The 23,764-nt window shown below is 60.2% G+C and carries 22 protein-coding genes; 14 read left to right on the top strand and 8 right to left on the bottom strand.

Annotation, left to right across the window (positions count from 1 at the left end; genetic code table 11):
• The first annotated feature begins 6 nt into the window (after window positions 1–6).
• From ACX2DJ_RS01790 to ACX2DJ_RS01765, 6 genes are all read left to right on the top strand, one after another.
• Window positions 7–888 carry an alpha/beta fold hydrolase gene (locus ACX2DJ_RS01790; RefSeq protein ID WP_462570652.1) on the top strand — a complete coding sequence of 294 codons (882 nt, stop codon included), beginning with the start codon at window positions 7–9 and terminating at the stop codon, window positions 886–888.
• Window positions 888–1,463, top strand: coding sequence for a pyridoxamine 5'-phosphate oxidase family protein (locus ACX2DJ_RS01785; RefSeq protein WP_462570650.1), 576 nt, complete (start codon window positions 888–890; stop codon window positions 1,461–1,463). Before ACX2DJ_RS01790 ends, ACX2DJ_RS01785 begins: the two co-directional genes overlap by 1 nt.
• Window positions 1,432–2,166, top strand: coding sequence for an endonuclease/exonuclease/phosphatase family protein (locus tag ACX2DJ_RS01780; RefSeq protein ID WP_462570648.1), 735 nt, complete (start codon window positions 1,432–1,434; stop codon window positions 2,164–2,166). Before ACX2DJ_RS01785 ends, ACX2DJ_RS01780 begins: the two co-directional genes overlap by 32 nt.
• 168 nt (window positions 2,167–2,334) lie before the next feature.
• Window positions 2,335–2,673: a P-II family nitrogen regulator gene (locus ACX2DJ_RS01775; protein ID WP_462570646.1), complete on the top strand. Its 339-nt coding sequence runs from the start codon at window positions 2,335–2,337 to the stop codon at window positions 2,671–2,673.
• A gap of 17 nt (window positions 2,674–2,690) precedes the next feature.
• Window positions 2,691–4,079, top strand: a complete 1,389-nt coding sequence (locus ACX2DJ_RS01770; RefSeq protein ID WP_462570645.1) for an ammonium transporter — start codon at window positions 2,691–2,693, stop codon at window positions 4,077–4,079.
• Window positions 4,080–4,345: 266 nt separating this feature from the next.
• Window positions 4,346–6,724, top strand: a complete 2,379-nt coding sequence (locus ACX2DJ_RS01765; RefSeq protein ID WP_462570644.1) for a TonB-dependent receptor — start codon at window positions 4,346–4,348, stop codon at window positions 6,722–6,724.
• Between the two features lie 188 nt (window positions 6,725–6,912).
• On the opposite strand, the gene ACX2DJ_RS01760 is transcribed toward ACX2DJ_RS01765, so the two are convergent.
• The 3 genes from ACX2DJ_RS01760 to ACX2DJ_RS01750 form a co-directional block, all read right to left on the bottom strand.
• Window positions 6,913–8,499, bottom strand: coding sequence for a GMC family oxidoreductase (locus ACX2DJ_RS01760; protein WP_462570642.1), 1,587 nt, complete (start codon window positions 8,497–8,499; stop codon window positions 6,913–6,915).
• A gap of 127 nt (window positions 8,500–8,626) precedes the next feature.
• Window positions 8,627–9,586, bottom strand: coding sequence for a sterol desaturase family protein (locus ACX2DJ_RS01755; RefSeq protein ID WP_462570641.1), 960 nt, complete (start codon window positions 9,584–9,586; stop codon window positions 8,627–8,629).
• Window positions 9,579–9,998 (bottom strand): hypothetical protein, encoded by a 420-nt coding sequence (locus ACX2DJ_RS01750; RefSeq protein ID WP_462570640.1) that lies wholly within the window; start codon window positions 9,996–9,998, stop codon window positions 9,579–9,581. The genes ACX2DJ_RS01755 and ACX2DJ_RS01750 overlap by 8 nt, the downstream gene beginning before the upstream one ends.
• Before the next feature lie 59 nt (window positions 9,999–10,057).
• Between ACX2DJ_RS01750 and ACX2DJ_RS01745 the strand changes: the two genes are divergently transcribed.
• Window positions 10,058–11,479, top strand: a complete 1,422-nt coding sequence (locus ACX2DJ_RS01745; protein ID WP_462570639.1) for an amidohydrolase — start codon at window positions 10,058–10,060, stop codon at window positions 11,477–11,479.
• 20 nt (window positions 11,480–11,499) lie between these two features.
• Here ACX2DJ_RS01745 and ACX2DJ_RS01740 read toward each other — a convergent pair whose 3' ends face one another.
• Complete coding sequence (locus ACX2DJ_RS01740) at window positions 11,500–11,988, bottom strand: protein tyrosine phosphatase family protein (protein WP_462570638.1); 489 nt, start codon at window positions 11,986–11,988, stop codon at window positions 11,500–11,502.
• Window positions 11,989–12,237: 249 nt separating this feature from the next.
• On the opposite strand from ACX2DJ_RS01740, the gene ACX2DJ_RS01735 reads away from it, so the two are divergent.
• The 7 genes from ACX2DJ_RS01735 (at window position 12,238) to ACX2DJ_RS01705 (ending at window position 19,089) form a co-directional block, all read left to right on the top strand.
• Window positions 12,238–13,002 (top strand): cold-shock protein, encoded by a 765-nt coding sequence (locus tag ACX2DJ_RS01735; RefSeq protein ID WP_462570637.1) that lies wholly within the window; start codon window positions 12,238–12,240, stop codon window positions 13,000–13,002.
• A 121-nt stretch (window positions 13,003–13,123) separates the two neighbouring features.
• Window positions 13,124–14,308 (top strand): aspartate aminotransferase family protein, encoded by a 1,185-nt coding sequence (locus ACX2DJ_RS01730; RefSeq protein WP_462570636.1) that lies wholly within the window; start codon window positions 13,124–13,126, stop codon window positions 14,306–14,308.
• Entirely contained in the window at window positions 14,308–15,240 is a 933-nt protein-coding gene (gene argF / locus ACX2DJ_RS01725) for an ornithine carbamoyltransferase (RefSeq protein ID WP_462570635.1), read from the top strand. Before ACX2DJ_RS01730 ends, argF begins: the two co-directional genes overlap by 1 nt.
• A gap of 36 nt (window positions 15,241–15,276) precedes the next feature.
• On the top strand, window positions 15,277–16,185 hold the full coding sequence (hslO, locus tag ACX2DJ_RS01720) for an Hsp33 family molecular chaperone HslO (RefSeq protein ID WP_462570633.1): 909 nt from the start codon (window positions 15,277–15,279) through the stop codon (window positions 16,183–16,185).
• 88 nt (window positions 16,186–16,273) lie between these two features.
• Window positions 16,274–16,684 (top strand): DUF3617 domain-containing protein, encoded by a 411-nt coding sequence (locus tag ACX2DJ_RS01715; protein WP_462570632.1) that lies wholly within the window; start codon window positions 16,274–16,276, stop codon window positions 16,682–16,684.
• A gap of 75 nt (window positions 16,685–16,759) precedes the next feature.
• Window positions 16,760–17,455 carry a 7-cyano-7-deazaguanine synthase QueC gene (queC, locus tag ACX2DJ_RS01710; protein ID WP_462570631.1) on the top strand — a complete coding sequence of 232 codons (696 nt, stop codon included), beginning with the start codon at window positions 16,760–16,762 and terminating at the stop codon, window positions 17,453–17,455.
• A 26-nt stretch (window positions 17,456–17,481) separates the two neighbouring features.
• Entirely contained in the window at window positions 17,482–19,089 is a 1,608-nt protein-coding gene (locus tag ACX2DJ_RS01705; protein WP_462570629.1) for an MFS transporter, read from the top strand.
• An 81-nt stretch (window positions 19,090–19,170) separates the two neighbouring features.
• Here the strand turns inward: ACX2DJ_RS01705 and ACX2DJ_RS01700 are convergent, their stop codons facing one another.
• From ACX2DJ_RS01700 to ACX2DJ_RS01685, 4 genes are all read right to left on the bottom strand, one after another.
• Window positions 19,171–19,728: a superoxide dismutase family protein gene (locus ACX2DJ_RS01700; RefSeq protein WP_462570628.1), complete on the bottom strand. Its 558-nt coding sequence runs from the start codon at window positions 19,726–19,728 to the stop codon at window positions 19,171–19,173.
• Between the two features lie 101 nt (window positions 19,729–19,829).
• A complete protein-coding gene (locus tag ACX2DJ_RS01695; protein ID WP_462570626.1) occupies window positions 19,830–20,912 on the bottom strand; it encodes an OmpA family protein in 1,083 nt (360 codons plus the stop codon).
• A gap of 185 nt (window positions 20,913–21,097) precedes the next feature.
• Window positions 21,098–21,556, bottom strand: coding sequence for a DUF2793 domain-containing protein (locus ACX2DJ_RS01690; RefSeq protein WP_462570624.1), 459 nt, complete (start codon window positions 21,554–21,556; stop codon window positions 21,098–21,100).
• 18 nt (window positions 21,557–21,574) lie between these two features.
• Window positions 21,575–23,761: a GTA baseplate fiber-binding domain-containing protein gene (locus ACX2DJ_RS01685; protein WP_462570622.1), complete on the bottom strand. Its 2,187-nt coding sequence runs from the start codon at window positions 23,759–23,761 to the stop codon at window positions 21,575–21,577.
• Window positions 23,762–23,764: the final 3 nt, after the last annotated feature.

Raw genomic sequence — 23,764 nt, 5'->3', positions numbered from 1 at the left:
TGCGCCATGATTTTCGCCGGACCAAACTCTCAAACCTTTATCTCCCAGCGCCTGCGGCTCAACTATGTCGATTGGGCCCAGACTGAGAAGGACCGCGGCAAACCGCCGCTGGTGCTGGTACATGGCGGTCGTGACCATGCGCGCAGCTGGGATTGGGCCGCCGAACAATTGTGCCAGGATTGGCATGTGGTGGCGATGGATCACCGCGGGCATGGTGACAGCGATTGGGTCTCGGACGGCAATTACCGCGCCAATGACATGGTCTATGATCTGGCGCAGTTGATCCACCAGCTGGGCGTTGGGCCGGTAACGATCGTCAGCCATTCGATGGGCGGTAATGTCGCGCTGCGCTATGCCGGGGTGTTTCCCGACATGGTCAGGAAAATCGTGGCGATCGAGGGGCTTGGCCCCAGCCCGCAGCGGCAGGCGGAAATGCGCTCTACGCCCTATCCGGAGCGCTTCGCCGAATGGATCGGCAACAAACGCGCCGCATCGGGGCGATTGCCGCGCAAATACAAGTCGATCGAAGATGCCTTCGCGCGCATGATCGAGGAAAACAGCTATCTCACCGAAGAGCAGGCGCGGCATCTCACCATCCACGGCGTCAACCGCAACGAGGATGGCACCTTCAGCTGGAAGTTTGACCCGCATCTGAATGTCTGGGGTGTGGAAGATATTGCCGACGAGTTCCTGCACCAGGTCTGGGGCGCAATCACCTGCCCCACACTGCTGCTCTATGGCGCAGACAGCTGGGCCTCGAACCCGGCCAGGGACGGGCGGATCAAGCATTTCAACAATGCCGAAGTGATCGAGTTCGAGCAGGCGGGGCATTGGCTCCACCACGACCAGTTTGACCGCTTCATGGCAACCCTGCGGGATTTCCTCTGATGGCTGACTTCTTTGACGCCCTGAACGACAAGCATGTCGAGATGATCGGCAAACAGCCGGTGTTCTTCGTCGCCACGGCTGCCGAGGGCGCGCGCATCAACCTGAGCCCCAAGGGCTATGATGCCTTCCGCGTGCTCTCACCGACACAGGTTGCCTGGCTCGATCTTGGCGGTTCGGGCAACGAGACCCATGCCCACCTCGCCGCCGATGGCCGCATCACGATCATGTTCTGCAATTTCCAGCAGCCCGCGCTGATCCTGCGCATCTATGGCCGCGGGCGGGCGGTCTTGCCGCAGGACGATGAATGGGGCGATCTGGCGGCGCATTTCACGCTGCTGCCCGGCACGCGCCAGATCTTCGTGATCGATGTCGAGAGCGTGCAGACCAGCTGCGGCTGGGGTGTGCCGGTTATGCAACTGGAGCATGAGCGTGCAACGCTGGTCAAATATCATGCGCAGCAGGACCCGGACAAATGGGTTGCCAAGGCTGGTTCGCGCGACCGGAGCATCGACGGTTTGCCTGCGCGCCCCACCGATCGCTACATTGCTGGCGAGCCGCAAGCAGGACCGGGCTGAGCGCCGCCAGGTGGAGCTGACTTTCGCCAGCTACAACATCCACAAGGCAGTGGGCCTTGACGGGAATCGCGACCCCGATCGGATCATCGCTGTGCTGCGCGAGATGGACGCCGATATCATTGCCTTGCAAGAGGCTGACCGCCGCTTTGGCCAGCGCGCATCGGTTCTTCCGCGCGCGCTGCTTGATGACACGCATTGGCGGCCACTGGCAGTCGCTGAGCGGCCGCGAAGCCTGGGCTGGCATGGCAATGCCCTGCTGGTGCGGCGCGAGATCGACTGCACGCTGGCCGAACCGCTTGACCTGCCCACACTCGAACCGCGCGGAGCCGCGCTGGGGGAACTTGTCGTCGAAGGGCGGAGCCTCAGGATTCTTGGCGCGCATCTCGATCTTTCAGGCCTCAGGCGCAGGGACCAGATCCACGCCATGCTGAAACAATGCGCGACCAGGCTTGCGATGCCGACGGTTATCATGGGCGATTTCAACCAGTGGGGGCGCCTGACCGGCGCCATGCAGGCCTTTGGCGTGGGCTGGCAGCAGATCACTCCAGGGCCAAGCTATCCCGCGCGGCGACCGGTTGCCCCGCTCGACCGGATCGTGGCGACGCCCCACTGGGACTATATCGATAGCGGCGTCCATCACAGCGCGCTGGCGGCGCAGGCATCGGATCATCTGCCGGTCTGGGCGCGGCTGCGCTATGCCTAAAATCTAGGCGTGAGATTAATAAATAGGCATTATATCGGCTTTTGCCTTATTTACAGGCAGGCCTCGTTACGCCGTAAATCATAATTTATCAGCAGCTTGCATAAAATGGCACGGCTTTTGCTGTTCTCTTCGAGCCGGGATGGGCCCGGTGCGCAGAAGGGGGCAGAGATGAAGTTCATCATCGCCGTAATCAAACCATTCAAGCTCGATGAAGTCCGCGACGCGCTGGGCAATATCGGGATCGCGGGCATGACCGTGTCCGAAGTCAAGGGATTTGGCCGCCAGAAGGGCCAGACCGAAATCTACCGCGGGGCGGAATATTCCACCAATATGCTGCCCAAGGTGAAACTGGAAATCGCAGCCAGCGACGAGATTGCCGCGCAGGTCGTCGAGACGATCCAGCAAGCCGCCAACACCGATGCCATCGGTGACGGCAAGATTTTCGTCCTCGATCTCGCTTCCGCCACCCGGATCCGCACCGGCGAGACCGGCGACACGGCGCTATAATGACAAGGGGTTCACCAATGATCCGCAAATTCGTTACCGGCACAGGGGCGCTTGGCGCTTCGATGTTTGCCGCAAGTGCTGCCTTCGCGCAGGAAGCCGCCGAGGCGGTGGCAGAGACGGTGGCCGAAGCCGTTCCGGCCGAGGCTGTCGAAGCAGCCGCCGCTGTCGCCAATCCCGGCAATAATGCCTGGATGATGACCGCGACCATCCTCGTCCTGCTGATGATCCTGCCCGGGCTGGCGCTGTTCTATGGCGGCCTGACCCGGCAGAAGAACATGCTCAGCACCATGACGCAGGTCGGCGGGGCGGCCTGCCTGGCCATGCTGATCTGGGTTGGCTGGGGCTATTCGCTCTCGTTCGGGCCCGCCGCTCCCGAGGGAATGCTGGGCGCCTTCATCAGCGGTGGCAGCTATTTCCTCTCGAGTGTCACGCCTGACAGCACGGCTGCGACCTTTTCTGACGAAGTGATCAGCGAGTATGTTTTCGTCAGCTTCCAGATGACCTTTGCCGCCATTACCGCGGCGCTGGTGCTGGGCGCCACGGTAGAGCGCATCAAGTTCTCCGCCGCGATGCTGTTCACGGCCATCTGGCTCACCATCGTCTATTTCCCGATCGCGCATATGGTGTGGGCGGGCGGTGGCCTGATCTTCGAATGGGGCGCGCTCGATTTTGCCGGCGGCACCGTGGTGCACATCAATGCCGGTGTCTCGGCGCTGGTGCTCGCCATGTTCCTCGGCAAGCGCAAGGGCTACCCAACTGAACCCATGCCGCCGCACAGCCTCACGCTGACGCTGGTTGGTGCCGGTTTGCTGTGGGTGGGCTGGTTCGGATTCAACGCAGGTTCCGAACTTGAAGCTGACGGCATTGCCGGGCTGGCCATGATCAACACCTTCGTGGCCACCGCCGCAGGTGCGCTGGGCTGGATGTTGATGGAAAAGCTGGCCGGTCACAAGGCTTCGGCGCTCGGCTTTGCCTCGGGCATCATTGCCGGCCTGGTCGCGGTGACCCCGGCTGCCGGCAATAGCGGACCGCTTGGTGCGATTGTGCTGGGCCTGGTGGCTTCGGCAATCGCCTATTACGCGGTTGCCAAGCTCAAGCCGAAGCTGGGTTATGATGATGCGCTCGACGTGTTCGGCATCCACGGCATCGCCGGGATCGTTGGCGCCATCGGCACGGGGATCGTCTATTCCCCGGCTCTCGGCGGACCGGGCGATGCAGCGGAATATGTCATGAGCGCGCAGGTCTGGATCCAGATCAAGGCCGTGGTCGTGGCAATACTGTGGGCCGGAATCGGCTCGGCGATCGCCGCCATCATCGTCAAGGCAGTTATCGGCCTGCGGGTTACGCCAGAGACCGAACATGACGGCCTCGACATCGGCGAGCACGGAGAGCGCGCCTATAATTGATCAACCAGTTTGGCGGGGTGAGGAACCTCTCTCTCACCTCTCCCTCCTCCCCCGCCTCACCTTGTTCCTCCTGCGAACAAACCAACTTGGAAGGGCCGGAGCCAGCCGCTCCGGCCCCTTTTTTTGTCAGCCACTTAAGTGGCAGAAATATCACATGGCTGTGGCCAGATAGCGTCGGTATGAAGCGCGCTATTGTGTCGGCACGCAATTCGAATCAATTTCCGCGCGTTTCGGGATGCAACGCCCGATTTTAGTGGAGAGACCCCATGCAGAAATTGACTACCCTTCGTGCCATATTGCTCGCAGGTTGTGCCACTGGCCTCGTCGCAAGTCCGGCAATGGCCCAGGACGCCGGAAGCGAAGAGGCCGAAACCGGCAACGTTATCATCGTCACGGCTACCAAGCGCGATTCAACAATTCAGGATGTGCCTTTCTCGATCAACGCGCAGACGGCTGAGGACATTCAGCGTTCGGGCGCAGTGACACTGGAAGACCTGTCGCGCAATGTGGCTGGTCTGTCGGTGCAGAACCTCGGCCCGGGGCAGAGCCAGGTTTCCGTGCGCGGCGTATCCGCCGGCCAGGTCGTGCGCGATCAGCCTGGGGTGAAGGAACAGGTTGGCGTCTATCTTGACGAATCGGTGATTTCGCTCTCGCTGTTTACGCCCGATCTCGATCTGTTCGATCTCAACCGGGTGGAAACCCTGCGCGGCCCGCAAGGCACGCTGTTCGGCTCCGGTTCGGTTGGCGGCACCATCCGCTACATCACCAACCAGCCCAAGCTGGGCGTCACGGAAGGTGCGGTTGAAGCCAACCTCAACCTGATCGATGGTGGCGACGTAGGCGGGCATCTCAAGGGCGCGGTGAACGTGCCGCTAAGCGATATGGCGGCGGTTCGTGCGGTTGGATACTACACCAAATATGCCGGCTTCGTTGATGCACTCGGCCCGGCAGGCGGGGAAGACGTCAATGATGGCGAGCGTTACGGTGGGCGTATCGCGCTGACGCTGGAGCCAAGCGACGGCATCTCGATTACGCCGCGAATCGTCTATCAAAAGGTAAGTGCGGACGGCTTCAACCGGCAGGAATTCTACAGCCTGTTCGCCAACCCGTTCACCACCACCCGCCCTCCGGTGCAGCTGGGTGAGCGCGAGCAATATCTGCTCCTGCGCGAAGGGTTCGAGGATGAAACGATCATCGCGGACCTGACGATGAATTTCGATATCGGCGGCGTCACGCTGACCTCGGTATCGAGCTACATCGATCGCAATATCGTGGTGAGCCGCGATGCCAGCGCGCTGACCGGTTCGGTCTCGGTTGACCTTGGCTTTCCCGATGAAGCGGTATTGCTGCCGTCAAACCTGATCGACACCACCAAGCTGGAAACCTTCACCCAGGAAGCGCGGCTTGCGTCGAACACCAGCGGGCCTCTGCAATGGCTGATCGGGGCGTTCTATTCCGATACCAAGCGCGACTATAACCAGCGCCTGCCAACACCGGGTTATGATGCCTTTACGGATCAGGTGCTGGGCGCGGGAACCTCAGCCGCGGTGGCCAACGGCTTCCCGGCCGATTCACCGTTCAATTCCGATCTACCCTACGATATCGAACAGCTTGCGATCTTCGGCGAGACTAGCCTGGCCGTGAGCGATGCTCTCACGGTCACCGTTGGCGGGCGCTATTACGATTTCGAAGAGACCCGCACGATTACATCCGGCGGCCTGTTCGCCAATGGTGACAGCGGGGTGGTGGACGAAACCTCTTCCGATGGTTTCACGCCGCGTTTCCTGGTCAGCTACGAACTGAATCCGAATGTCACGGTGAATGCCCAGGTTTCGCGCGGCTTCCGCCTTGGCGGGGTTAACGATCCGCTCAACACCCCTCTGTGCAATGCAGAGGATCTGGCGCTGTTTGGCGGCTTCCAGGATTACGACGACGAGAAGCTGTGGAACTACGAAGTGGGGGTCAAGACGCAAGGGAGCGGCTTTACCTTCAATGCGGCTGGTTTCTATAATGATATCAGCAATCTGCAGGTCACACTCGATGCCGGAAGTTGTTCGTCACGGATTGTCTTCAACGTCGAGGAAGCCCATACTCTCGGGCTGGAGTTCGAGCTTGGGGTAAACCCAGTGCAAGGCCTGAATTTCAACCTGTCAGGTAGTGTGATCGAATCCGAATTCGACACCACCCTGCCCGAACCGCTGGCCACGGCTACTGGCATTCGCGAGGGCAACCGCCTGCCTTCCGTGCCCGAGTTCCAGCTGACCGCCAGCGGCAGCTACGAATGGGATCTGGCAAGCGGCACAATCGCCTTCGTCGCCGCCTCGTTCCAGCACGTCGGCTCTCGTTTCACACAGCCTGCGGACCAGGAAAACAACCCGCGCACTTTCGTGCACGGCCTGCCGTTTGGAGGCGCTCCGGCGGATGCATCGACCACTGTCGATCTGCTGCTGCCCGATTATCAGCTGGTCAATATCAGCGCCGGGTTGGAGTTTGACAGGGGCCTGTCATTGACGGCTTACGTCAACAATCTGTTTGACGAGAACGCCTTGCTCTCGTTCGATCGCGAACGCGGCGGACGGGCGCGACTTGGCTACAACATTGGCCAGCCGCGGACTTTCGGCATCACTGCCCGCCAGACCTTCTGACCGGACATTAGAGCGAACAATGCAAGGGGGCGGGCCGAAAGGTCCGCCCCTTTCTTATGTATAAGCGCTACCTCGTTTCGTCTTTCACGAAATCGGCGCAGCGCTCGCCGATCATGATGCCGCGCACCCTTCAGCGAAAGTGGGCACCGGTTTCGCGCCCGGAAGGGTGGGCAACGGGGATCAGAGCATCATGCTGGTGCGTCTTTCACGAAATCGGCGCAGCGCTCGCCGATCATGATGCTCGGCGCATTGGTATTGCCGCTCACGATCTTCGGCATGATCGATGCGTCGGCAATCCACAGCCCCTCGATCCCGCGCGCCTTGAGCTGCGTGTCGACCACGCTCCCCTCGTCCGCGCCCATGCGGCAGGTGCCGACGGGGTGATAGACAGTGTCGGCGCGGCCCCGGATCAGCTCGTCGAGTTCGGCATCATTGTCGATATTGATCGGATGCCGGTCGACCGGGTGATAATCGGCCAGTGGCGGGGCACTGACGATCCTGTGCGACAGCCGCACGCCTGCGCGCATCACCGCCATATCACGCTCATCATCAAGGAAATTGGGATCGATCCGCGGCGCATCGGCGGCGCTGGCTGTATTCAGGCGCACCGTGCCCCGGCTTTCGGGGCGCAGCACGCAAGCATGGAGCGAGAAGCCATGCCCGTTCACTTTCTCGCGGCCATGATCTTCCAGCACGGCGGGAACGAAATGCCACTGCACATCGGGTGCGGGGGCATCAGGCATCACCTTCCAGAAGCCGCCGCTTTCGGCATAACAGGTGGTCATGATCCCGGTGCGGTGGCGGCGATGCTCGATGATCGCCTTGATCATCCGCCAGGTACCCGCCAGCGAATTGCCGATCGGGTCGGTCGATTCAGTCGCCCAGCCCGAGACGTAATCGATATGGTCCTGCAGATCGCTACCGACCGCCGGTTTATCGAGCGCGACGTCGATCCCGTGCTGTCTGAGATGCTCGGCCGGGCCGATGCCCGAGAGCATCAGGATCTGTGGGCTGTTGAACGCGCCGGCAGACAGGATAACCCCATGCCGCGCCTTCACCACTTCGCGTTTGCTGCCGCGCCTGATTGCGACACCGGTGACCCGGCCTTGCTCGATCACCAGCTTTTCGACCAGCGTGCCGGTGCGGATATCGAGATTGGGCTTGCCCCGCAGCGGCTCGACATAGGCGCGCGCGGCTGACCAGCGCTCACCGCCCTTCTGCGTCACCTGGTAAAGCCCGAAGCCTTCCTGCTTCTCGCCGTTGAAATCCGCATTGCGCGGCAATTGCAGCTGCGCCGCGCTGTCGACAAAGGCGGTGCTGGTGGGATTGGGCCATTTCTGGTCGGCAACCGACAGCGGGCCATCGGCGCCGTGATAATCGCTGCCGCCCCTGATGTTGCCTTCGCTGCGTTTGAAATAGGGCAGCACGTCGTCATAGGCCCAGCCGCTGCAACCCATCGCGGCCCAATTGTCATAATCCCACTTGCCGCCGCGAATATAGACCATGGCATTGATCGCGCTCGAACCGCCCAATCCCTTGCCGCGCGGCTGGTAGCCGATCCGGCCATTGAGCCCTTTCTGCGGCACGGTCTCAAAGCGGTAATTGGCGTTCTTGAGCAGGAAGGGCATGAAGCCTGGCGTCTTGACCAGTATGTTGTTGTTGCGCCCGCCTGCCTCAAGCAGGCACACCGTCTTGCTGCCATCCTCGGCCAGCCGCCCGGTAACCGCGCTGCCCGCGCTGCCGCCACCGATCACGATATAATCGAACGTGTCCATGCTCTCTCCTCTAGAGCGGATTTCGCTCTGACTGCGTCAGACTGCCCGCTCTAATCGTTTGTTTTACCGCGATTTCCAAGTCGCGCAGTGATTCCACTGCGCTCGAAATCGCTCTTTGGAAAGAGTGTTAGGCAGGCTCGCCCTGTCCCGCAATCGGGTTTTGATCGGCCACTGGATTTTGGATAGCCGCTGCGCCTTCCTGCCGCGCCAGCCAACGCGCGCGGATTGTGTCGGATGTGTCGCGGCTGCCGTCATGGCTCCAGCCCGGTTCGCGCAGCAGATATGACAATTTGTGCTGCCACGGCGCGCGCCAGATATCCTGCACCATGCCGATCCATTCGTGGAACACGGCCCACAGCAGGTTGAAACTGCCCAATTGCCTGATGATGCCATAGCGGATCGGCTCCCGGTCATCTTCGGGCTCGAAGGTGCCGAACATCTTGTCCCACACGATGAACACGCCGGCATAATTGCGGTCAAGATAGCGCGGGTTGGTGGCATGATGCACGCGGTGGTGGCTGGGCGTGTTCATCACCGCTTCGAACCAGCGCGGCATCCGGCGGATCGCCTCGGTATGGATCCAGAACTGGTAGATCAGGTTGAACCCCGCGCAAATGGCGATCATCACGGGGTGGAAACCGATCAGCACCAGCGGCAGGGCGAAGGCGAAGCCGAAGGTCAAGGCGCCGGTCCAGCTTTGCCGAAGCGCGGTCGAAAGGTTGTAATGCTGGCTCGAATGGTGGTTTACATGCGCCGCCCACATCCAGCGAATGCGGTGCCCGGCGCGGTGGACCCAGTAGTACTTGAGATCGTCGAGCACGAAGCACAGTGGCCAGGCCCACCACACGCTCCACCATTCGGGGCCGAAATCGACCAGGCGAAATTCCCACACGGCCAGGAACAGCGCGAAGAATGCCCCGCCGGTCAGCAGGCCGGCAACCGTGCTGCCGAGGCCAAAGGCCAGGCTGGTAAGCGTATCGCGCGGCTCATAGGCGTCGGGGCGCCTGCGCCAAGCCCAGATCATCTCGATCAGCACCAGCGCAACAAATCCGGGCACGGCATAATCGGTAGGCGAGAAATCAGGCATGATCGCGCGATCCTAATGCATTTACAGCGTCAGCCCAAGCGCCAGGGTCAGCGATGTCCAACGAAACTTTGCCATAGCGGCGCTCGCCGCTGTCAACCACCAGCATTCCATCTGTCTGCCATGCGCGCGCCGTCGGCCCCAGGATTCGCCCCGCAAACTTGTTTCCGTGCGGCTTCAGCAGCAGGATCCGGCCAGCAGTATCGCGCAGGATCGCGGCCTTGCCATCGCGATCGACGCAAGTCTCGCGTGGCTGGAAACCGTCCGCCACTTCGCCCGCAGCTTTGTGCGCCGCATCCGCATCGGTCAGCTTGGGCATGCCGCCAAGCCCCAGCGCATAGGCAATCCAGGCCAGCGCGAGGATGGCGACCAGCGAGCCAAGGAACTGGAGAATTTCAGGCGGTAAATTCATCATCTTGCCAATTGGCACGGCGCGAACTTTGCGGCAAGCTGCGATGTAGAAGGGGAATTCCGATGAAATCAATTTCCAGACTGCTTGCCGTCACGGCATTGGCCGCTGCGCCGCTCGCCGCACAGGAAGCAGATCCCGTTGCGCAAGTTGCAGCGCAACAAGAGCGAACCGAGCGGGTTGCCCGGCAGCTGTGGGATTGGGCCGAGCTTGGCTATCTTGAACAGCGCTCAAGCGGTTTGATGATGGAAGAGCTTGCCGCAGAAGGATTCACCATCCGCGCAGGCATTGCCGAAATCCCGACCGCCTTTGTAGCGGAATGGGGTAAGGGAGGTCCGGTGATTGCGATCCTGGCGGAAATGGATGCGCTGCCCGGTATAAACCAGTCGGCCTCGGCAGCGCGCGATCCGGTTGATGGAAAGGGGGCTGGTCATGCCTGCGGCCACAATCTGTTTGGCGCGGGATCGCTGACTGCTGCGATTGCGGTCAAGAACTGGCTCGAGGCTACCGGCACGCCGGGCCGCATCCGGCTGTATGGCACCCCCGCGGAAGAAGGCGGATCGGGCAAGGTCTACATGACCCGGGCCGGGCTGTTCGACGATGTCGATATTGCGATCCATTGGCACGCCGATGATGAAAACAGCGCCGCCGCGCAAACCAGCCTGGCCAATCGTTCGGCCAAATTCCGTTTTCACGGTATTTCGGCCCATGCCGCAGGCGCGCCCGAGCGCGGCCGCTCGGCGCTTGACGGGGTCGAGGCGATGAACACGATGGCCAATATGATGCACGAGCACATGCCGCAGCAGGCACGGATGCATTACGTGATCACAGCAGGCGGCAATGCGCCCAATGTCGTGCCCGATTTCGCCGAAGTATTCTATTACGTGCGTCATCCCGATCCCGAGGGTGTCGAGGAAATCTGGGCAAGGCTGGAAGACGCGGCACGCGGCGCGGCGCTGGGCACCGGTACCAAGGTCGATTGGGAAATCATCCATGGCAACAATCCGTTGCTGGTCAACGAAACGCTGGCGAGGGTGATGGACGCCAAGCTGCGCCAGGTGGGCGGGGTCGATTATACGGACGAAGAACGCGCATGGGCGGCGGAGATCCAGCAATCGCTGGGAGATGCAGCCAAGCCGCTTGAAAGCGCGGCTGAAGTCCAGCCATACGAAAAGAGCCTGGGGTACGGTTCAACCGATGTGGGGGATGTTTCATGGGCCACGCCGACTGTGGGCGTGCGCACTGCGACATGGGTGCCCGGCACCAGCGCGCATAGCTGGCAGGCGGTGGCGGCAAGCGGCCATTCGATTGGTGTCAAGGGAACGCAGGTCGCCGCCAAGGCGATGGCACTGATGGCGGCCGAGCTGTTCACCAATGATGAATTGCGTGCGGAAGCCAAGGCCGAGTTCGACCAGTCGCGCGGCCCGGATTTCCAGTATCGCTCACTATTGGGAGATCGTGCGCCTCCCCTCGACTATCGCAAATAGGCCTTGGGGACTGCCCGTAGCTAGCCCCGGGCCTGCGCGGCGAACATGTCCATAACCGGGCGGACCGGCGACACGTCATAACCGGCGTTTCGCGCTGCAGCGGCGATTTCATCGGGATCAACGCCGCTTCGCGCCTGCGCCAATGACCACAGCAGCGTCGATCGTGTCCCGCTGCGGCAATAGCCCAGCACCTTGTTGGCCCCGGCCAGCGCTTGCTCCATTGCCTCTACTTGCGGTTCGCTGAAGCCCGAATGGCCGATCGGGATGGCAATGTAATCCATGCCAGCGGCACGGGCGGCGGCTTCGATTTCCGGGCCTTGCGGCTCGTAGGGCGCCTCCCCGTCTGGCCGGTTGTTGATCACCAGCGTCACGCCCGCCTGGGCCGCTGCTGCTATATCGGCCGGCCTGATTTGCGGGCTGACCATCATGGTTGGCGAAAGTTCGCGAAACTCGCTCATCGCATTGTCTCCGTATTTGCGCACAGGGTTGGTGCGATTCGCCTGACTCATCACCCAATTGCAAGCTCCGGCGCAAGCATTTGCAGCAGCGAACAGAATGCGAAAATGTCACATTTTTGCGGCAATAAGGGAGGCGATGTTAAATTATTCGCCTCGCAGGGCTTTGTGCGCTATGTTACATGCATTCAGGTAGGGGTTGCGGCATTTATGTCGCGATGCCTGCCGAGCAACGATACCGTCTTCCGTCCACGGTATCGATGTGAGTTTGTTCGGGCGGAGAGACAAGGTACGAATTAAGTTATGGGTTACGATAGAGGGCGCCGCCGGGGCCGGGACAAGCGCGACGGATTCGGCGAAGACGGCTTCGATCCCTTCGGTGGCGGCGATAATTTCCCCCCACGCGACAATTTTGGGCAGCAGGATCGATTCGGTGGTGGTGGCCGTGGATTTGGTGAAGATCGCAGCCCCGGTGGCGGTGATCGCTTCGGCGGTGGCGGCGGGCGCGGCCCCGGAGGCGGTGGCCGCGGACCTGGCGGAGGCGGCGGAGCCGGAGGCGGCGGTTTCAATCGCATGCCTGCACAGGTCGTCGGCACTGGCAAGGGAACGGTCAAGTTCTTCAATGGCCAGAAGGGCTTCGGCTTCATCCAGCAGGACAGCGGCGGCGAAGATATCTTCGTCCATATCAGCGCGGTTGAGCGTGCGGGGCTAGAGAGTCTTGCCGAAGGCCAGGAGCTTGAATTCAACCTGGTGGACCGTGGCGGCAAGGTTTCCGCCCAGGATCTGCAGGTTGTCGGCGATGTGATCGCGGTAGAAAAGCGCCCTGCGGCGCCGCAGCGTGAGCTGACCGGCGAAAGGGCCACTGGTACCGTGAAGTTCTTCAATTCGATGAAGGGCTTCGGTTTCCTGGTGCGCGACGATGGCCAGCCCGATACTTTCGTGCACATCAGTGCTGTCGAACGTTCGGGGCTTCAGGGTTTGAATGAGGGCGAACGTTACGAGTTCGATCTCGAAGTCGACCGGCGAGGGAAGCACTCGGCGGTCAACCTCGCCCCCGTCCAGGGTTGATCACCTGCTTGGCGCGGTCAATTGACCGACCGTCTGCCAGCATTTAAACGACGCGGAATGGCGGTCCTTGGGGCCGCCATTTCTCATTTGTCCGATTCGAAAATTGCCTGAGGTTCCACCCATGTCGATCTCTCCCCTGATGCCTGTCTATCCCCGCTGCGGTGTGCGCCCGGTGCGCGGCGAGCACTGTCATCTGATTGATGAAAACGGCACGCGATATCTCGATTTCGCCAGCGGTATCGCGGTAAACCTGCTCGGACATTCGCATCAGGGCCTGATCAAGGCGATCCAGCAACAGGCTGAAACCCTGATGCATGTTTCGAACCTTTACGGCAGCCCGCAAGGCGAGAAACTGGCGCAGACGCTGGTTGACAACACCTTTGCCGACACGGTCTTTTTCACCAATTCGGGTGCTGAAGCAGTTGAAACCGCGATCAAGACCGCGCGCGCCTATCACCAGCATGATGGTGATGAGACCCGGTTTGAACTGATCACATTCAAGAACGCCTTTCACGGGCGCACCATGGCCACAATCAGTGCATCCAATCAGGAAAAGATGCACCACGGCTTCTCCCCGCTGCTTGCGGGCTTCAAATACGCCGAGTTCGATGATCTGGAATCGGCCAAGGCATTGATGGGCCCGCATACGGCTGGGTTCCTGGTAGAGCCGATCCAGGGTGAAGGCGGTATTCGCCCGGCATCTGACAGCTTCATGAAGGGCCTGCGCGAACTGGCTGACCAGCACGATCTGATGCTGGTGCTCGATGAAGTGCAATGCGGGGTCGCGCGGACCGGTACGCTCTACGCCTATGAAAAATACGGGATCGAGCCCGATATCCTGGCGACGGCCAAGGGAATCGGTGGCGGCTTTCCCCTTGGCGCATGCCTGGCGACGGAAAAGGCGGCGCGCGGCATGGTGTTTGGCACGCATGGCTCGACTTACGGCGGTAATCCGCTGGCGATGGCTGCTGGAAGTGCGGTGATGGAAGCTGTCGCCAATGATGAGTTTCTCGCATCGGTGCGCGAGAAGGGCGAACGCCTGCGCAGCCGGCTTGAGCAGTTCATCGGCAATTATCCCGAATTGTTCGAACTCGTGCGCGGCAGGGGTTTGATGCTGGGGATCAAGATGAAGGCCGAAAGCAGGCCGTTCTTTGTCCACCTGCGCGACAATCACCAATTGCTGACCGTAGCTGCCGGCGACAACACGCTGCGGGTGCTGCCGCCGCTGGTAATCGGCGACGCCGAAATTGACGAATTTTTTGAAAGGCTTTCGGCTGGGACGGCGAGCTATTCGCCGGATGCGTGATGTCGCAGCCGCGTCACTTCCTCAATCTCCGCGATGCGGGTGGAGACGCAATCGCTGCGATGCTGAACGACGCGATCGACCGCAAGTCAGCTCGCAAGGCTTTGCCGAAAGGTGAACCCGATACCGATCATCCGCTCTCGGGGCGGGTGCTGGGGATGGTGTTTGAAAAGAGTTCGACCCGGACAAGGGTGAGCTTCGATATCGCCATGCGCCAGCTTGGCGGCGGCACGCTGGTCCTAGATGCGGCGTCGAGCCAGCTCGGTCGCGGCGAGACCATAGCCGATACTGCGCGCGTGCTCAGCCGAATGGTTGATGCGATCATGCTGCGAACTGACGACCATGCCAAGATCGAGGAAATGGCGCAGCATGCCAGTGTACCGGTGATCAACGGCCTCACCGATCGGTCGCATCCATGCCAGATCGTGGCAGACCTGCTGACAGTGATCGAGCACGGCAAGCCTCTGCCTGGGCTAGAGGTCGCATGGTTCGGCGATGGCAACAATGTGCTGCATTCGATCCTTGAAGCGGCTGCATTGATGAAGTTCAACGTAAGAGTGGCCACCCCGAAGGGTTATGAGCCGGAACCGGAATTTGTGGACATGGCGCGGGCAAGCGGATCGATTGTCACGCTTACTCAGGATGCAGCCGCTGCGGCGCAGGGCGCGGATGTCATTGCGACCGACACCTGGATTTCGATGGGGCAGGCACATGCTGAGGAAAAGCTCGCCGCAATGGCGCCCTATCAGGTCAATGATGCGTTGATGGGCAGGGCAAAACCTGATGCAATCTTCCTGCATTGCTTGCCGGCGCATGTCGGGGATGAAGTAACTGAAAGCGTGTTCGAAGGCCCGCAATCGGTTGTGTTCGACGAAGCGGAAAACCGCATCCACGCGCAAAAGGCGGTGCTGCGCTGGTGCTTTGGTCAACTCTGAACCTTTGGCACGCCGGGCTCTTATCTTCTGCTGCCCATGGCCCATATTGCCCGCATGAAAGACTTGCCTGAAACCTTTGCAGACCAGATTCTTGGCTTCAGTCTGCCGTCTCGCGATGCGCGCGGACGCGCAGTGAGGCTGGATCGTGTGCTCGATGAAATCCTCAGCGCGCATGATTACCCTGCACCGGTCAAGCACCTACTGGCGGAAGCTCTGGTGATTGCGGCTCTGATGGGAAGCCTGCTGAAAGAGGAAGGTGCACAGCTGACGATGCAGGCGCAAACGCAGCAGGGGCCGGTGCGCTTGCTCGTTTGCGACTGTCGCGATGGCGAGTTGCGCGGCTATGCCGATTTTGACTCGGCCGCGCTCAAGGGGCTGGGCGCGAATACGTCGCTTGCGGCGCTGTTCGGGCAGGGAGCGCTTGCCGTTACCTTCGAGACTGGCAAAGGTCAGCGATACCAGGGGATTGTGCCGCTGGAGGGGGCGTCCTTGGCTGCCGCGTGTGAGCGTTATTTCTATCAGTCGGAACAAGTTCCGACTTTGCTCAAGGTGGGGGCGCGGGCAACAGAAAGCGGATGTGTAGCAGGTGGATTACTGCTTCAGCATTTGCCCGCAGGAGAGGAAGGGCGCGAGCGGCTGAACGCGCAACCGGATCATCCTGACTGGGAGCACGTCGCAATATTGGCGGGAACCCTCAGCCATGCCGAACTGGTCGATCCTGCGTTGTCGATGGAGGCTATCGCGTGGAGGTTGTTCCACGAGGAAGGCGAGATCAGGGCAGAGCCCGGCGCGCGCCTATCCAAGGGCTGCCGCTGCACTGTGGCGCATTTCGAAAGTGTCATTGCCCGATTCCCGCATTCCGAGCGCGATGAAATGCGCAACGATGCAGGTGAAATCGTGGTGGACTGCGCTTTTTGTTCGCGTGAGTTCGTTCTTCGCCACTAATTCGGTTCGCCGCTGTTCAGGACCGGTTTATCGCTAGTTAGCTAGCATGGGGGTCAATACACGCGGAAAAAATGGCTTGGACTTTGGAATGTTGAACGCTCGTAAATGGTTGACTGTGATTGCCGGGGTGGCTTTGGCCACGGGGGCTGCTGTTGCCCATGGGCAGGCACAGCCAAAGCATCCGGTCGTGTTTGACAGCCTGCAGAAGGGCGAGTGGACCGTTCGCTTTCGTGACGGTTCGCCCGCACGCAAGATTTGCCTTCGCTCAGGCGAGGAATTGATCCAGCTCCAGCACCAGGAACGCAATTGCAGCCGTTTTGTGGTGGATGATGCGCCGGGACTGACGACGGTGCAGTATACCTGTCGCGGAAACGGCTACGGCCGAACAAGCGTCAGGCGCGAAACGGCCACATTGGCTCAGATAGAGAGCCAGGGTATCGCGGGCGGCCTTCCCTTCCATTTGGTGGCCGAGGCACGGCGAACCGGCAGCTGCGAGTAGTCATCGGGCTGAACCTCACCCTTCCGCCAGGGACTTTGGGTTTGCATCCGTTGAGCCAAACGCTAATCCGGATCGATGACTGATAGTAGGCATTTTGAGGCCGGGCCGGCTTTGGTCCTGCTTTCCGGCGGGCTTGATTCCATGGTTACCGCAGCAATTGCGAAGGAACGCGGGCATCCGCTCCACGCGCTGTCGATCGACTATGGTCAACGCCATCGGCGCGAGCTGGAAGCGGCGAAGCGGATCGCCGAGAAGCTGGGGGTAGAACGTCATATCGAACTGGAGCTCGACCTGCGCGCTTTTGGCGGGTCGGCGCTGACAGCGGATATCGATGTCCCCAAGACTGGAGTTGAGGCATCGATTCCGGTGACCTACGTTCCGGCCCGCAACCTCGTATTTCTTTCACTGACTGTTGCCGCAGCAGAGGCGGCCAATGCGCGCGATATCTACATTGGCGTCAATGCTCTCGACTATTCGGGTTATCCTGATTGTCGTCCGGAGTTCATTTCCAGCTTCGCGGAAACGGCGCGGTTGGGCACCAGGGCCGGAGTAGAGGGCCAAGCTTTCCAGATTCACGCTCCGCTTCAATACATGACCAAAGCGGACATTGCGTCAGAATGTTCCAGGTTGGGGTTGGATCCGGTCTGGAGTTGGTCGTGTTATGATCCCACGGAAGCGGGAACGGCATGTGGATTGTGCGATTCTTGTCGACTGCGAAAAAAGGGGTTTGCCCAAGCGGGCGTTCACGATAGCACCCGCTATGCGGCTTGACTGGCCGCCGCTTTCAGGAGAATTGCATGTCGGAACAGGCCGCTCGGCACGAGTCCGCCGAGATCGAAGCCCAAGGGGTGCCTGCCTATAGCTGGTACGCGCTAGGGGTTCTGGTTCTCGTCTACGTATTGAACTTCATCGACCGACAGATTCTCTCCATATTGGCCAATGACATCAAGGCAGACCTGGGCGTTGATGACGCTTATCTCGGCTTTCTATACGGCACCGCTTTTGCCATTTTTTATGCCCTGTTCGGCATCCCGCTAGGGAAGCTGGCGGACAGCTGGAAACGTGTTCGGCTTATGGCCATCGGCCTTACGCTTTGGTCATCAATGACAGCTTTTTCCGGTTTCGCGCGCGATACAGCTACACTGACTGTGGCCAGGGTGGGGGTAGGGGTTGGCGAAGCAACTGCCAGCCCTTCGGCCTATTCACTGATCTCGGATTGGTTCCCTGCGCGACTTCGCGCCACCGCGCTCGCGATCTATAGTTCGGGGCTTTATATCGGTGGAGGCATCTCGCTCCTTATCGGCGGCTTGATCGTGGAGCGATGGAATGAAGCCTTTCCCGATGGAGGGCCGCTCAATCTCGCCGGATGGCAAGCAGCATTCATTGCGGTAGGTCTGCCGGGCCTGCTCTTGGCGCTTTGGGTATTGACGCTCAGGGAGCCGATCCGCGGAGCCATCGATGGCATAAAAACTCCATCGGACCCGGCGCCGTTTCGTGGTTTTGTGACGGAGCTTCTGACTGTAATCCCGCCCTTCACGATTCTGGGTGCCGCACGGCGAGGCGGAGGTGCATTGGCGCTTAATGTCGCCGTTCTGGCAATTTCATTCGGCTTTGCGAAACTGCTTACTGAGTTGCTCGATTCGGGTGAGGGATTGATCTACGCGCCGATCACCGATCAGTGGACCCTGCTGGCGATCGGATACTATGCGGTATTCTGCTGGGCGAGTTCGCTGCGCAGCCGCGACTTGCCGACTTTCCGGCTGACCTGGGGGTCTGCGGCATTCATGTGCACGATTCTTGGATACGGCACGGTCGCATTTATGGCTTATGCGAGTGCGTATTGGACTGCACCTTATGCAGAACGCGTCTTTGATATTGACAAGGGGAGCCTGGGGTTCTGGATCGGTGGACCGAGCGCAGTAGCGGGATTTCTCGGGGTCACGCTAGGCGGGCGTGTAGCCGATTGGCTGTTTGAGCGCGATCCGGCCGGGCGCTTGTACGTGGTGATGTTTGGCCTGGTGAGTCCGGTGCCGGTGGCATACTGGCTGTTCACCACTGACAACCTGACACTTTTCTTCATCCTGGCGTTCTTTGCTCAATTCCTAACCGCCTCTGCGCTCGGGGCCGCAGCGGCGACGAGCCAGTCGCTTGTCTTGCCGCGGATGCGCGGCGTCGCAACGGCGACCTTTTTTCTGGCCACTACCTTGGTTGGCCTGGCCTTGGGGCCCTATCTCGCCGGCTATGTTTCATCAATCAACAACGAGGACCTTTCCAAGGGCGTAATCTCCACCCTGTGGATCATGCCAATCGGCGTTGCCCTGGTTACCGGAGCTATCAGGCTGGTCCCTCGTGCAAGTGCGACATTACTTTCGCGAGCCAGGGCTGCTGGGGAAACAGGGATTTAGGCAAGGAAGGACTCATAAGGGCCCGGCCAGGCGCTCGATGAGTCCTGAGTCCAATTCAGATTCGCGAGAATGGCCCAGAAGCTAGCTTGCGGGGTTGAGAACGGCACAAGCAATGCGTGGACCGGCATTCCCGGCCGGATCGGTCATATAGTCGTCCCGGTCGGCGTGAATCATGACTGAAGTTCCGTCTTCGTCGAATATTGCGGACTGGATCGAGGCCAAGTCGCCATCGATCACGATTTGCTGGGCAAGTGAGCCCGTGCCAGGGATTTCGATGTTGGGCAGATCGCCCAGATGTTTTCCACCTTCGCTCAGGCTTCCATGTGTTGCGCCTGATGGATTGAGGTGACCACCTGCTGACACGAACTCAGGCGCTTCGCAAAGACCGTTGGTATGAAGGTGGATTGCATGCTCACCTGACCGCAACCCCGCGATTGAAAAATCAATGATTGCCGCACCTTTATCCTGGATGAAATGAACAGTTCCCAATTCCGCTCCATCTCGGTCCATGAATGTTCCCTCTGCGAGGACCTGTCTTTTCGCCCCAGCTTCAGTCGATTCTCCGCTGTTGCTGGGTACTCCACATCCGGCAGTCAGGCTGATGACGACGATTGCAAATGTAGAAATACTTCTTCGCATGTCACTTCCCTTATTACTCCCATGCCTTGCCTATAACGTAAAAGGGGCCGGATTGCTCCGGCCCCTTTCAGAGTTTTCAGCTTTCTGACGAGAGCCGAAGCTTACATGCCCGAACCGGGGCCGTAGGTTATTTCAACCCGACGGTTCTGAAGTTCGCGCACACCATCTTCGGTCGGAACGCGAGGCTGCGATTCGCCAAAGGCTTCGCTGGCAATACGGTTGTCAGGAATGCCGCGCCCGCCCAAGTATTCGCGGACCGAAGCATTGCGACGTCCTGCCAGCCCCATGTTGTAGGTCACCGTACCCGAACGGTCAGTGTGTCCTGCCAGCATCACACTTGCCGTGCCGCAATCGGCATAAGCGGTAACAGCGTTATCGAGCACCGTCGCGGCTTCCGGCGTGATGTCCGATTCGTCCCAGTTAAAGAAGACGATGTACGGGCCCGTGTTGCATACCGGAGCCGGGGGAGGCGGCGGCGGCGGCGGGGGAGGCGGCGGCGGAGGAGGCGGAGGAGGTGGCGGCGGAGGCGGAGGAGGAGGTGGTGCTTCCGCGCCGAAATTGTAAATCAACGAACCCAGTATAGAGTGCGTGGTAATATTGGTTTCGAGCGCACTGCCAGTCACATCGACAATGTTCACGTCGGGAGCGTTGAAGTAACGATACTTCAGGCCAACATCCCAGTTCCCGCTCAACGGCGCACGAATGCCAGCCAGAACCTGCCAAGCGAGGCCCGTGTCCGAGTCATTGTAAAGATCCGGACCGTTGGAGTCGATCGTTCCCGTGAGATCCGAGCGCGCAACGCCAACACCCCCGCCGACAAAACCCTGAAGTCCGTCATCAGGCCCAAAGTCGAGCAAACCATTGAGCATGAAGCTCAGGAAATTGCCCTTGCCCTGACCTTCGAACTGCTCTGAGCTATTGCTGATCGTATCGAGGTCCGCTTCACGGTAGCTGGCTTCGGACTCAAGCCGGAAACCGCCAAAATCATAGCCAACCACGCCACCGACGTCGAAACCTTCGTCATGCGCGATATTAACCGCTGCATTGTCAGTCGATTTTGCTTTCGTGTCTTCAACGAGCATCACGCCGCCATCAACGCCAACATACCATTGGCCATCGCGGGCAAGTGCAGGCGTGGCAAGCGCCGTCGACGCCATCGCCAGTCCCATGACAAGTCTGCGCATAGTTAAATTCCCTTTCTCACGTACAAACTAAAAGTCGTAGTTTCTTCTAACCTCTTGGCGGGGCGGAGGCAAGCAGACATTAGTTTGGAACTGTTGCATTAAAGCTTCAAAGGGCGAGATCATGTGATCCAGCGCCTATATAATCCCGCTAGGGTTGGAACGTCCCGATATCAGGTTTGGTTCCCTCAACTACTTGGCAAAATCCCTTGCGACTGTAGCGCTGAAAGGAGGCCTTCGATCGCTTGGCGCGCCTCAGTATCCACGGTTGCACCGCCGGTCGGAATTGCGACCGCAACAGAAGCATTCCACGTACCGTCGAACAGGTGATATTGCCCGCGGCTGATGTTGAATACCCGCATGCCTGGAACGGGATTGAGAAAACTCCAGGCGCCGGCCGCAAAGAAGGCAATGGAATCAATGTGCCCCGCCCACTCTCCAACGGGCGTTGCATCGACCAGCCAGCACTCCCCCTCGGCTGGCGTCGACGGCGGAGTTGAAGCCAGCCCCATTACTGACATGTGCATCAGGACATCGATCAGTACATGTGCTTCATTGACGAAAAACTCTTTTTGAGCCTGGCCCGCGAATAGTAACGGTAATGAGAAGCGGGGTGTAGTGCTGTTGAAGATGCTTGGTTGGGTCATTGCGTGTTCCACTAAAGGTCAAATAATACTGGCGATGAATGTTGCTGGAGATTTGCCGTAGGTCCCGATTTGTCGAACCCACAGCGCTTCGGTGCCATGGATGGCGGCGAGTTGGGTGATCGTCGCAATGTCGATCAGCAGCTCGGCTGTGGTGACAGTCCAGTCAACGAGCGGCGTTTCCACTGGGCCGAGCCCGATCTGGTATAGCTCGCTCTCTTCAACCAGCGGCGTGTCAACCAAATCAGGCCAGCGCCATTGGCCGCGCCCACGCCTGGCCCAGCGCAAGTGCCAGTCGCCATTCGCTTGCAACGTCATGCGCGCATGGACCGGAGCGGGCGGATTGAGAGAGATGCCGCTTGGCTGCAATCGGCTGACTACGGGCTGATCGTCTCCAAGGCCGATCGCTGTAACTTGCGCGGCAGTACCTGCAATCAGGCCTGCGTCGAGCTGTATGAGCGTATCATCCAGCAGCACGACTTCGCGTGCGGCCGGATGTCCCGCAAGGGCATGGTGCTCGGTTCCGCCGCGACCGCGAAGCAGGCCGGAAAGCTTCCAGCGTGTCTCGGTCAGTTGTTCGGCCTCCAGGAACTGGACAACTTCAGCTCCTATCAGGAGCCTGTTTGCGCCAGCTGCCAATCCGGCGGCGGTGCTGGACGCAAAGCCCAGATCGCCTGCAATCAGCTCGACCTCGATAATCGAACGCTGCTCAAGGATTTGCGATTTTGACGCAGCAAGCGGCAAAGCCAGCGTTCCGGCTACACTGCGATTCCGGCTTGTTCCCACGAGCGGCAATAACGCACCTGCTTGATCAAGATAAAGCGAGGCCCCTGGCCAACCCGCGTTTTCTGCGGAAAGCGCCGCAAAGTATGCCCCGTTCGCACCCGCGCCCGTTCCGTCCTGTGGCAATTCGAAGGTCCATAGCCAGCTTGACGCCCAAGGTATGTCTATCGGGAGCATCGGTGTGCCCGGATCGGCCTGCAAGCTGGTGGGACTGGCCGGTACAATGCGTTCCAGCGCCAACTCGACGCCGCTGTTTAGCCATTCCCAGCTCGCGATCACCCAATGACCGGGCTGCCCCGGCAACCTGACGATTTTTCCCGGTATCAGCTCAGGGTTCAGCTCAGCGATGCGCCAGGTCAGCTGCTCTCTGCGCCAGCGAGCATCCTGCGCCATCTTCAAGCTTAGAGACCGTGCGTCCTGTGCTGCCAGTGTGCCAGGGAATTCGACGGCGCGCTCCAGGCCTTTTCGCGGGTCGCCAAGCGCCCGTTGAATTCCGATCTGATAATCACGAGCCGGATCATAATACCTGAGTGCAGTAGGGGCCCCGGTGATGCCGGTAGCGCGCGTCCGTTCGCGTCCCTGGCTGGCAGTTGACGTTCGCGTTTCCCGGACCGTAATCTCCTCTGGCAATTCGATAATCTGGACTTGATCAGCGGACACCCGCTTCAGCGAGAGGCCCTTTCCATCGGCAACGCTCGCAATATCGAAAACCTGATCGACGATGCTTAGCGTCCCTGCGAGATCTCCCCCTTCATCGGAAAAGCCAAGCAATTCCGGAAGCTCACCCAATGTGCCGACCGCAATCGTATCTGGCGCAATGTCCGATAGGGCGATTGGCCCTTGCTCATCGGCGAAGATTTCGAATGTCAGCGCCGGAATGCGGTTTCCGAAATCGCCGAGCGCCAGATTTTCAAAGACAACATAGGCAAGGCCGCGAAACGCCGGTGCCTCTAATCCCAGTGCAGCCGAAATCAGCGGGTCGGGCAGTTGGTCGCGATACCCATTGTAAATTCTCAGCAGACCTCCCGCTTTCAGGTCGCCTGCGCTGCCGCGCAGCAGATTGCCATCAGCCCAGATCCTGCCAACCGATTGTATCGGCCTGCTCGACAATGCCACTGCGAAGGAAATCGAGTAGCTGAAGCTGGTCGACTTTGGCTTGCCCTTTCCGCCGCCGCTGGTCTCGCTTGTTTCGACGAGCTCTGTGGCCCAGATCACCGTTCCTGAAGCCCGCACACGGCCGAAGTGGCGGGCGACCGGCTGACCATAGCTGGAAGTCGTCACGGAGAGCTCTTTCAGGCGCGGCCCGGCGCGGGCAGGGTTGCCTGCGATCGCGGCATCGATCTGGCGCCCGGCAAGCGCTCCTATCGCCCCACCGAGCGGGCCGCCGGCAAAGGTGCCGACAGCGGTAAGCAATATAGTTGCCATGAC

The sequence above is a fragment of the Altererythrobacter chaiwopuensis genome, from assembly GCF_054957755.1.
This window is presented reverse-complemented; position numbering and strand designations above follow the sequence as displayed.